The organism is Streptomyces sp. ICN903, assembly GCF_022015835.1.
GTDB classification, from domain to species: domain Bacteria; phylum Actinomycetota; class Actinomycetes; order Streptomycetales; family Streptomycetaceae; genus Streptomyces; species Streptomyces fenghuangensis.
In genome coordinates, this window is record NZ_JAKMAY010000261.1 from 1 (window position 1) to 8,251 (window position 8,251).

The 8,251-nt window shown below is 68.9% G+C and carries 11 protein-coding genes and 2 pseudogenes; 7 read left to right on the top strand and 6 right to left on the bottom strand.

The features are described from left to right. Positions 1-45: 45 nt before the first annotated feature. From L7D48_RS22390 to L7D48_RS29595, 3 genes and pseudogenes are all read right to left on the bottom strand, one after another. Positions 46-120: pseudogene (locus L7D48_RS22390) on the bottom strand (DNA-binding response regulator); the annotation flags it as partial. Between the two features lie 669 nt (positions 121-789). Beyond that, a complete protein-coding gene (locus tag L7D48_RS22395; RefSeq protein ID WP_237881813.1) occupies positions 790-1,389 on the bottom strand; it encodes an NAD(P)H-dependent oxidoreductase in 600 nt (199 codons plus the stop codon). Positions 1,390-1,503: 114 nt separating this feature from the next. Then, positions 1,504-1,704 carry a hypothetical protein gene (locus tag L7D48_RS29595; protein WP_374493309.1) on the bottom strand — a complete coding sequence of 67 codons (201 nt, stop codon included), beginning with the start codon at positions 1,702-1,704 and terminating at the stop codon, positions 1,504-1,506. Positions 1,705-1,794: 90 nt separating this feature from the next. On the opposite strand from L7D48_RS29595, the gene L7D48_RS22405 reads away from it, so the two are divergent. Together L7D48_RS22405 and L7D48_RS22410 are read left to right on the top strand one after the other, a co-directional pair. Next, positions 1,795-2,784, top strand: coding sequence for an AraC family transcriptional regulator (locus L7D48_RS22405; RefSeq protein WP_237881815.1), 990 nt, complete (start codon positions 1,795-1,797; stop codon positions 2,782-2,784). A gap of 120 nt (positions 2,785-2,904) precedes the next feature. Continuing rightward, positions 2,905-3,051: a DUF4253 domain-containing protein gene (locus L7D48_RS22410; RefSeq protein WP_237881817.1), complete on the top strand. Its 147-nt coding sequence runs from the start codon at positions 2,905-2,907 to the stop codon at positions 3,049-3,051. Positions 3,052-3,109: 58 nt separating this feature from the next. Here L7D48_RS22410 and L7D48_RS22415 read toward each other — a convergent pair whose 3' ends face one another. Continuing rightward, positions 3,110-3,505 (bottom strand): DUF5958 family protein, encoded by a 396-nt coding sequence (locus L7D48_RS22415; RefSeq protein ID WP_237881819.1) that lies wholly within the window; start codon positions 3,503-3,505, stop codon positions 3,110-3,112. Between the two features lie 438 nt (positions 3,506-3,943). Next, positions 3,944-4,669 carry a helix-turn-helix domain-containing protein gene (locus L7D48_RS22420; RefSeq protein WP_237881821.1) on the bottom strand — a complete coding sequence of 242 codons (726 nt, stop codon included), beginning with the start codon at positions 4,667-4,669 and terminating at the stop codon, positions 3,944-3,946. Positions 4,670-4,890: 221 nt separating this feature from the next. On the opposite strand from L7D48_RS22420, the gene L7D48_RS22425 reads away from it, so the two are divergent. The 3 genes from L7D48_RS22425 to L7D48_RS22435 all read left to right on the top strand — a co-directional run bounded on the left by L7D48_RS22425 (position 4,891) and on the right by L7D48_RS22435 (position 7,298). Continuing rightward, entirely contained in the window at positions 4,891-5,556 is a 666-nt protein-coding gene (locus L7D48_RS22425) for a DUF4097 family beta strand repeat-containing protein (RefSeq protein WP_237881823.1), read from the top strand. 153 nt (positions 5,557-5,709) lie between these two features. Then, positions 5,710-6,540: an alpha/beta fold hydrolase gene (locus tag L7D48_RS22430; protein WP_237881825.1), complete on the top strand. Its 831-nt coding sequence runs from the start codon at positions 5,710-5,712 to the stop codon at positions 6,538-6,540. Between the two features lie 206 nt (positions 6,541-6,746). Then, positions 6,747-7,298, top strand: coding sequence for a hypothetical protein (locus tag L7D48_RS22435; protein WP_237881827.1), 552 nt, complete (start codon positions 6,747-6,749; stop codon positions 7,296-7,298). Between the two features lie 98 nt (positions 7,299-7,396). Here the strand turns inward: L7D48_RS22435 and L7D48_RS22440 are convergent, their stop codons facing one another. After that, positions 7,397-7,825 carry an SMI1/KNR4 family protein gene (locus L7D48_RS22440; protein WP_237881829.1) on the bottom strand — a complete coding sequence of 143 codons (429 nt, stop codon included), beginning with the start codon at positions 7,823-7,825 and terminating at the stop codon, positions 7,397-7,399. Between the two features lie 4 nt (positions 7,826-7,829). Here L7D48_RS22440 and L7D48_RS22445 point away from each other — a divergent pair, with 4 nt between their 5' ends. Further along, positions 7,830-8,042 (top strand): hypothetical protein, encoded by a 213-nt coding sequence (locus tag L7D48_RS22445; protein WP_237881831.1) that lies wholly within the window; start codon positions 7,830-7,832, stop codon positions 8,040-8,042. A gap of 51 nt (positions 8,043-8,093) precedes the next feature. Next, positions 8,094-8,251, top strand: a pseudogene (locus L7D48_RS22450) (IS5/IS1182 family transposase); the annotation flags it as partial.

Genomic DNA, 8,251 nt, shown 5'->3' on the forward strand with positions numbered 1-8,251 from the left:
CGCTCGACATCCGCTGACCCGCCGTCAAGGCGATCGGGACCGTACCTATTCGCCCGCGGTCACCAGCCCCGACTCGTAGGCGAAGACCACCGCCTGGGCGCGGTCGCGCAGGCCGAGCAGGGTGAACCAGTCGCCGAGGCCGTAGACCAGCGCGAGGCCGTCCATCCCGATAGCTGGACACGGCCCTCGACTCCCTGCCCCTGGTACCGGTCGGCCGAGGCGGGGACAGCAGGACCTGCACGAACGCAGTCGGGTAGCTCGCCGCCGCACTGCGCGCAGCCTGGCGGCGAAGGCGGCGTCCATACGCGATACCGGTCGCCTGTCCGTACCATCGGCCGCCGGGCAGCGCCCCACGAACCCCTGCCGTCCCAAGCGGCGGCAGGGCACGCCGACTGCGTCCGGAGGGGTACAAGGGCCGGCCCGGCGGCCCTCAAGGGGCGGGTTCTTCACCGATGCTGTCCATCGCCGTACGGCACCACCGCAGTCCGGTGCCGTCAAGGACCAGAAGATGACTGACCGGGACAGCTGCGGTCTTGGCCATGGCGGACAGCAACCCGTCGGCCAGTGCGGTGCCGTCCTTTCCGTGTGGGGGGTTTGTTTCGGCACGGGCACAATGGCGGCGGGGTGCTGCGCGGTGGCAGGTGACACTCTTACGGCGAGACGGTCGTCGTGTCTGGTGTCGGGGCCGGCTCGGCGTTCCGATGTCCCTTTGGAAGCGAAGCGCAGCAGCCGGCGTCCCTGACTGCTCTGCCGCGGCATCTCACTGGTTGAAAGGCTGTCTGGCCTGCCTTATTCCTTCAGGCGGGCATGGATGGCTTCGCTGATGGTCCGCACCGCACGGTCGACATCTCGCACCATGGCCTCGGGGGTGAGCTGTTCGGATTCGTAGATGAACGCGGTGGAGCCGCGCCGGCTGCCGCAGTAGTCGATGATGCCGTGCTCGATCTGCGTCCGCAGTGCGCTCTCGTATCCGTGGCGCCCGTATGCACCGCAGTCGTCGCCGGCGATGGGGAGAAGATGTGTGGTGAGGCTCTGCAGTTTCGGCTGCAGACCCGAAGCGGGGGAGTGTTCGAAGGCCCAGCCGTTGACGAAGACACGGTCGATCCACCCCTTCAACAGTGCAGGCATCGACCACCAGTACACGGGGAAGATCAGCACGAGATCGGTGGCGCGCTCAAGACGACGGTGTTCAGCCGTGACGTCAGCCGGATAGTTGCCGCCGTCGTGGTACGCCCGGCGATCCGCCGGAGTGAACCGGGGGTCGAACCGCTCCTTGGCCAGGTCGGCGATCTCGACCGAACCGGGTCGGAGCGCTGCCTGGAGTTTTCCCAGCACGTGGTGCGTCAGGGACCGGGGGTCGGGGTTGGCGGCGACCAGCAGGGCGTGCATCGATGGCTCCAGTTACGTGAGGATACGGACATCAACAAGTGGTGTGGATGTGCGGGATGGCGTGCGGTGCTCCGCTTCCCGGAGCCCGGTACGCCAGGCCAGGGCCCGTGGGACTCAGCACCGCTGGGCTTTCGCTGCTGTGGCCCGCAGGACGAAGTCCTCGAAGGTCCGCGGCGCGCACCCCAACCAGTCGAACGGGGTCCGACTGGAACGGGAGGCGGCGCGCACGGGCGTGTCGCGCAGCCGCAACCGGGCGGTCACCCGTCGGCCGGTGTTGCCCGTCGTGCCGGGGACAAGAGTGATGTCGTTGCTCATGGCAGCGAGTCAACGGCACGCACCCGGACGATTCCATAGGTAATACGCCAGAGCACCTGGGCAATCGTCTGAATCGTTTAGCCTTGGCGGGTGGATGCTTTCGGCGACCTACTGCGCGGAGTGCGGGCCCAGGGCTCGTTGTTCGGCAGTTCGACCCTGACCCCGCCCTGGTCGCTGCACTTCGTGGACGGCGCGCCGTTGACCTTGTGCACCGTTCTTTCCGGAGGCGGCTGGATCGTGCCGGAGCGCCGCCCTCCCGAGCGTCTGGGCGTCGGCGAGACAGTGATCGTGCGGGGCCCCGCGCCGTTCCTCTTCGTCGACGAGGTGGGCACTCGGGCCGAACCCGTCGAGTGCGGCGCGTTCTGCTCGACGCCCGAGCAGGGCGGGACCCGCTACCGGCTTGGCTGGCACGACGCCGGTACCGGTGGTGAGGACACGACGACCCTGGTCGTCGGCGCCTATCCGGTGCACGGGGAGATCAGCCGCAGGCTGCTGGACGCACTGCCCGTCGTACTGCGCGTGGGGTCCGGCGGCGGACCCGACCCCGTGTGGGATCATCTCGCCGCCGAGGTCGCCGCCGACACCCCGGGCCGGCAGATCGTCCTCGACCGGCTGCTGGACTGGATGCTGGTGTGCGCGCTGCGCGAGTACTTCGACCGGCCCGGCGGCACTCCGCCGGGCTGGTACTCCGCCGGGCGCGACCCGGTGGTGGGCGGTGCGCTGCGCCTGCTGCACGGGGAACCGGCAGCGCCGTGGACGGTTGCCTCGCTGGCCGGCCGGACCGGGGTGTCGCGGGCCACGCTGGCGAAGCGGTTCACCGACCTGGTCGGCGAACCGCCCCTGACCTACCTCACCCGCTGGCGCATGACGCTCGCGGCGGACCTGCTGACCGAGCGCGAGACGGCGACTGTCGCGGAGATCGCCCGCGCCGTGGGCTACTCCGACGCGTTCGCGTTCAGCGCGGCGTTCAAACGAACCCGCGGCATCAGCCCCAGCGCGTATCGGCGCACCGCGACGGCCCCACCCCCGCAGCCGACCGGCACACCCCATGACAAGTCCCCCAGCATCCGGCCCCTGTGACTGCGACAATGACACTGCGGAGTTCTCAGCGGTCGTCCGAGGCCGGGGGCAACGGTTCGGTGCTCGTGTCGTAGGGGTCGGCTTCTCCATGCTGCTGCCCTCAGCGTCGCTTCGCCTCCCGTGGACGAGTACGAGGCTCTCCTGGTCGCGGCCGAGCACTTCGCCTTCTGCCCGGACGACATCTGGCAGGGCAGCAGGCCATACACACTGGCCGCATACGCCGAGCGGATCACCGGCGCCCACTACTGGGACTTCTGGCGGGACTGACCCGCTGCCCGGAAGACGTTCGACTGGGAAGTGGCCCTCATAGCGCGGTGCTGGGTTGTCAGGTGACGGACAGTCTGTGCCACCAGTGACTGCAGCCGCCGGAGCAGAAGCGCTCGCGGCGCCGTCCGTCGGCGATCGCGAGCACCGCGATCAGCAGCCGGAACGCCTTGCGGCGTTCGTCCAGGGGCGTGAGACCGGCGATCTTTCCCAATTGCTCGTCCATCCGGCCTCGTGAGATCAGCACTGCGGGTGTATGCGTCGGGCGCAGCCCGGCACGGCGGATGCTCTCCGGTGCGTCATCGGTGACCGCGCGCGCCTGAACGCAGTGATGGCGCAGGAACAGCAGCACCTCGGACTGCTTTTCCCGTCCGAGGCCATCGAACCACTCGAGTCCCTCGGACATCGGGCGCAGCCCCTGCGCGAGCTCGTTGAGCAGGACATCGCGTTCGTTCACAACTGCCTCCCGTGGGACGGACGCCGCTTTGCAGCGGTGTGATCAGGATGCCGAGCAGCACCGCCGGATCGGCCGCGCCCTCGGCGTCGTCGGCCCAGCGAGCAGTCTGCAGTGGGTGAACCTGGTCGACGAGGACGCCTTCGCGGGCCGGGACGAAGGCCACCGCCGGCATGGCCGAGCGGCACAGCCACTCGTTGACGGCGGCGACGAGGACGGTCGCCTTGTAGCGGGCCGCCGGCTTGCCGTAGCGCGCGGCGGCGGCGCGGTGCCTTTTGGGGGTTTGGTTCCGTACTCGACCGTGTGGCGCTCGCGGTGGTCGGCCGGGACATCGGCACGGCTTGCCCGGCCACCCGCCTCCGGGACGTGGCGTACGCGTTCTCCTGTGCGGAAGCCGCGTGCGCGCTGCACGAAACCGGGTCCTGTCCTCCCCGAATCGGCTCAGTCCGAGGTCGTCCCGGGTTTGGTGTGGAGAACGTCGCGGGCCTGCTCCGCGGCGCGGGCGATGCTCTCGCTGACGAAGCCGAGGAAGCGGGCGACGTTCTCGAGGCGGGCGGCGGCCGGGGTGCCGTGGCCGAGGACGCCGATGCCCTGCCGCGCGGTGTCGACGAGTTGGGCGGTGGAACGGGCGCTGGCCATCATCGACCGGTACCAGACGTCGTCGTCGACGACGTAGCGCTCGCGGCGGCGTTCGCCGCGTTCCCGGCGGACGAAACCCTGGCTGTCGAGGAACGCGACCGCTTTGGAGACGGACGCCGGGCTGACCTGGAGGCGCTGGGCGAGTTCGGAGGCGGTGAGGCTGCCGGTGTCGGTGAGGGTGAGGCAGGCCATCACCCGGGACATCATCCTCGGCATGCCCGAGGCCATGAAGGCGGCGGCGAATGTCTCCTCGTACTCGCGTACAGCCTCGGAAACACCTCCGTGGGCCTGCGGGAGCGTCTGCGGTTCTCCTGGCACGGCCTGCCTGCGCCGGCGGGTGCGGTGTTCGGTGGCGCGCTGGGCCAGGTCGGCCCGGTAGCCGGCGGGGCCGCCGTTGCGCATCACCTCACGCGTGATCGTCGAGGTCGGACGATCGAGACGTCTGGCGATCTCGGCGTAGGCCAGGCCGTCGGCCAGTCCCTGCGCGATCTGTCGGCGTTCCTGCTGGGTGAGCCTGCTTCCCGGCATCGTGGTCTCCCTCGTTCTTCCGATGGCTTCAAGATAGCGTTCACACTCAGCCCATTGCAACGAGTGGGCGATTGTCGTTGCGTTAATCCTGAGCGGAGCTGCAACGATTTATCGGCTTCTACCTGCTGTGACGATCCTCCCGTGCGACAAGCAGGTTGATGGGGAGTTGAATGCAACGTAGCGTTTCCGGTGTAAGAAAAAACGAGCCAAGGGAGAGCACGATGCAGAAGTTCGACACCCCCGCCCCGGTCTCCGCACTCCTCGACATCCCCGCGGGACGCATCCGGTTCATCGCCGCCGACCGGGCCGACACCGTGATCGAGGTCCTGCCCGCGAACCCCTCGAACGGCCGCGACGTGAAGGCGGCCGAACGGACCAGGTGCGAATATGGTGGCGGTGTCCTGCGAATCGAGACCTCTCCGGGGAAGAACCGGATCCTCGGCGACTCCGGATCCATCGAGGTGACCGTCCAACTGCCCGCCGGCTCTCGCGTCGAGGCGAAGGCGGCCCTCGCCGAGTTCCGGGGCGTCGGACGGCTCGGCGACGTCACCTTCGAGGGCACGCAGGCCACAGTCAAGCTCGACGAGACCGCGAGCGCCGGCCTCACCCTGCAGGCCGGCGACATCTCGGTCGGCCGCCTGGGCGGCCCCGCACAGATCAGCACCCAGAAGGGCGACATCCACATCGCCGAGGCCCTGCGCGGCACGGTTACGCTGCGCACCGAGCACGGCGATATCTCGATCGCCGCCGCAGCCGGTGTCCCGGCCGCCCTGGACGCCGGTACCACCTACGGCCGCGTCAGCAACGCCTTGAAGAACGACGGCACCGCCGAACTCGACATCCGTGCCACCACCTCCCACGGCGACATCACCGCCCACAGCCGCTGAAAGAGCGGAAACCGCACGGTCCGGCCGGACTCACCGCGGCCGATTCCGCCGGCCGTCGCCGAAGGCACCGCCATCCAGCCCGAGGAACCCGCGATCCACATGCGGGGCCGGGAGAAGCCGTACAGGAAGCTCTCACGCGATCAGGAGGAACACATGACGGAGGAACACATGAAGAAGGACAACACTTCCCCGGCCACCGCGCAGTGGACCGGCATGGTGCCGGTCGACGACACGGCCCTGGCCGTCACCGACAGCGGCGGCCCCGGCATCCCCGTGATCTACCTCAACGGCCAGTTCGCCACGCAGGGATACTGGCGACGGACCATCGGCGAACTGGGCACGCAGTGGCGGCACATCACCTACGACGAGCGGGCCCGCGGCAGGAAGTCGAAGCGTTCGGCGGACTACTCCTTCGAGGCCGCCGTCCGGGACGTCGATACCGTTCTCGAGGCCAGGGGAGTGGATCGGGCGCTGGTGGTGGGCTGGTCCTACGGGGCGGTCGTCGGCGCGCACTGGGCCGGCCGGAATCCGGAGCGTGCCCTGGGCGCGGTCCTGGTCGATGGCGCGTACCCGTACGACTGGCTCGACGAGGCCATGGAGGAGCGGATCCGGAAGTCGTTCCAGCGGATGAGCTGCTTCCTGCCGCTGCTGCGTCCGACGGGGCTGGCCCCGCGAATGACCGCCGAACAGATGGCGAACAGCAACATCGAGCTCGGCCGGCTCTCCCGTGAGCGCGAACTGGGCCCCGTGCTGGCCGGCATCGCCGTCCCGGTGCGGTACGTGGTCGCTTCGGGGACGTCCCTGGGAAGCCGCGGTGACGAGCAGGAACGGATACGCACCAGCCTCGATGCGGTCACCGCCCGCAACCCGAACATCAAGAGCGTGAAGGTCGCGAGCAACCACGGTGCGATCCTCAGGAAAGACTTCCGCGCCGTCGCCGAGGCCGTGCGCGAGGTCGCCGCCCTCGACCGCCGAGGGCTCTGACGAGGAGCGGGCAACGTCGCTGGGCAGCACACCCAGCACCCCAACTCGGAGAAAGCGCCACAGGATCACAACCTCCGCGTTCATGCCCGGCACGTTGTCCATCCGCGCCTCCGACCATCCCGGTGACACGTCCGGCGCCGTCACCGGCAGGGGGTCTGCGGCTACCCTGCCCGGGGCGGCCGGCAGTGAGCGAATCCGGGGGAGACGTGAACCGACCACTGTTGTTCCTCGACGTGGACGGGCCACTCAACCCCTACGCGGCCAAGCCGGAGAGGCCTCCCGCCGGCTACACCACACTCAGGGTCCCCCGGAACGACGCCCATGAGGACGACACGGGCCTCTCGTCCCAACGACGCCCCCTGCGGGTCTGGCTCAACCCGGAGCACGGACGAATCCTGCTCCAGCTCGGTTTCGAACTGTGCTGGGCCACCACATGGATGGGCGACGCCAATCGGTGGATCGCACCGGCGCTCGGCCTTCCGGAGCTTCCCTTCGTCGACTTCGGCAGCGCCCTGCTCCAGGAGCGCCCTGACGGAGTCCACTGGAAGACCGGCCCGCTGGTGGACTACGCCGACGGCCGTCCGTTTGCCTGGGTGGACGACGAACAGAGCGCGCTGGACCAGACGTACGTGACCGCCCACCAGCGAGGACCCGGGCTTCTGCACCACGTCAACCCGCGGGTCGGCCTACGGGAACACGACTTCCACACACTCGCCGACTTCGCCCGGTCCCTGGAGACCCCACGAGTCACCGGCTGAGCTGGTCGTCGGCTCTTCAGGCGGCTGCGCGACCGGAGCCGCGATCACTGAGGAAGAATCCTTACAGCGGCTCGCACCGTGAGCTGCTGAAGCACCGGCTACAGGCATCCCGGCTCGCCGTTGGCGACGAACCGCGCCAGGGATTGCTTCAGCAGTTCGAAGAACTGTCGCAGATCGCCCGCTACTTGATCGAGTTCGGGCTCGTCCAGCGAGGCCGTTCGCGTCCGGTAGACGGCTCCGCCAGGGCTGGCGACATAGGACAGGCCGCCACCGTCCGAGCCGACGATCAGGCCACCGTCCCTCTGGTCCGCGCCTGCATCGACCGCGCCGTACTGCTGGAACCGGAGCAGGACATCGGCTGCCGGAGCGACGAAGCAGCCGTTGCCGACCTCCTCCCAGGTGACGTCGCCGACGCTGTCGTAGAAGGTGACCAGATCCGAGCGGATGCGGGACGCGGCCCGACTGTGGCGGGAACATCTCGACGCCGACTTCCCCGCCGGCCTGCGAGGTGTCGAGTTCGAAGGCATCGACATGGTGATGCTCGACGCGGATACCGCAGGCTGCGTCTGCACGTGGCTCAACAACGGCGGCGCTCTCGATCCGGAGCGCAGACACATCCTGCAGACCCGCCTTGAGAACCTGGCTCGAATCGTTCCGCAGATCAGCGCCCCATCAGGCCGCCGGTACTACCAACGGCTGCACCAGCTCGCCTTGCTCATTTTGAGCGCCCCGAACACCAAATGAGATGACCTGTTAGAGCGTGTCCTATGTGGTGATCGGCTCGTTGGGCCGGGCATGGGGAGTAACCGGTGGGGATGGATCGTTCCGGACGGCTTGTGGGAGCTCGCGCGGCCGCTGATCCCGCCGGCGAGGGTGCGGCCGCAGGGCGGCGGGACGCAGAACACTCCTGATGAGGCGGTGTTCGCCGCGATCATCTACGTGCTGGTCAGCGG

Coding starts and splice junctions, on each gene's coding strand:
- L7D48_RS22425 (WP_237881823.1), top strand. CDS start 4,891: ATGCAGAAGTTCGACACCCCCGCCCCGGTCTCCGCACTCCTCGACATC.
- L7D48_RS22420 (WP_237881821.1), bottom strand. CDS start 4,669: ATGCCGGGAAGCAGGCTCACCCAGCAGGAACGCCGACAGATCGCGCAG.
- L7D48_RS29595 (WP_374493309.1), bottom strand. CDS start 1,704: ATGAGCAACGACATCACTCTTGTCCCCGGCACGACGGGCAACACCGGC.
- L7D48_RS22440 (WP_237881829.1), bottom strand. CDS start 7,825: ATGCCTTCGAACTCGACACCTCGCAGGCCGGCGGGGAAGTCGGCGTCG.
- L7D48_RS22395 (WP_237881813.1), bottom strand. CDS start 1,389: ATGCACGCCCTGCTGGTCGCCGCCAACCCCGACCCCCGGTCCCTGACG.
- L7D48_RS22430 (WP_237881825.1), top strand. CDS start 5,710: ATGACGGAGGAACACATGAAGAAGGACAACACTTCCCCGGCCACCGCG.
- L7D48_RS22445 (WP_237881831.1), top strand. CDS start 7,830: ATGGTGATGCTCGACGCGGATACCGCAGGCTGCGTCTGCACGTGGCTC.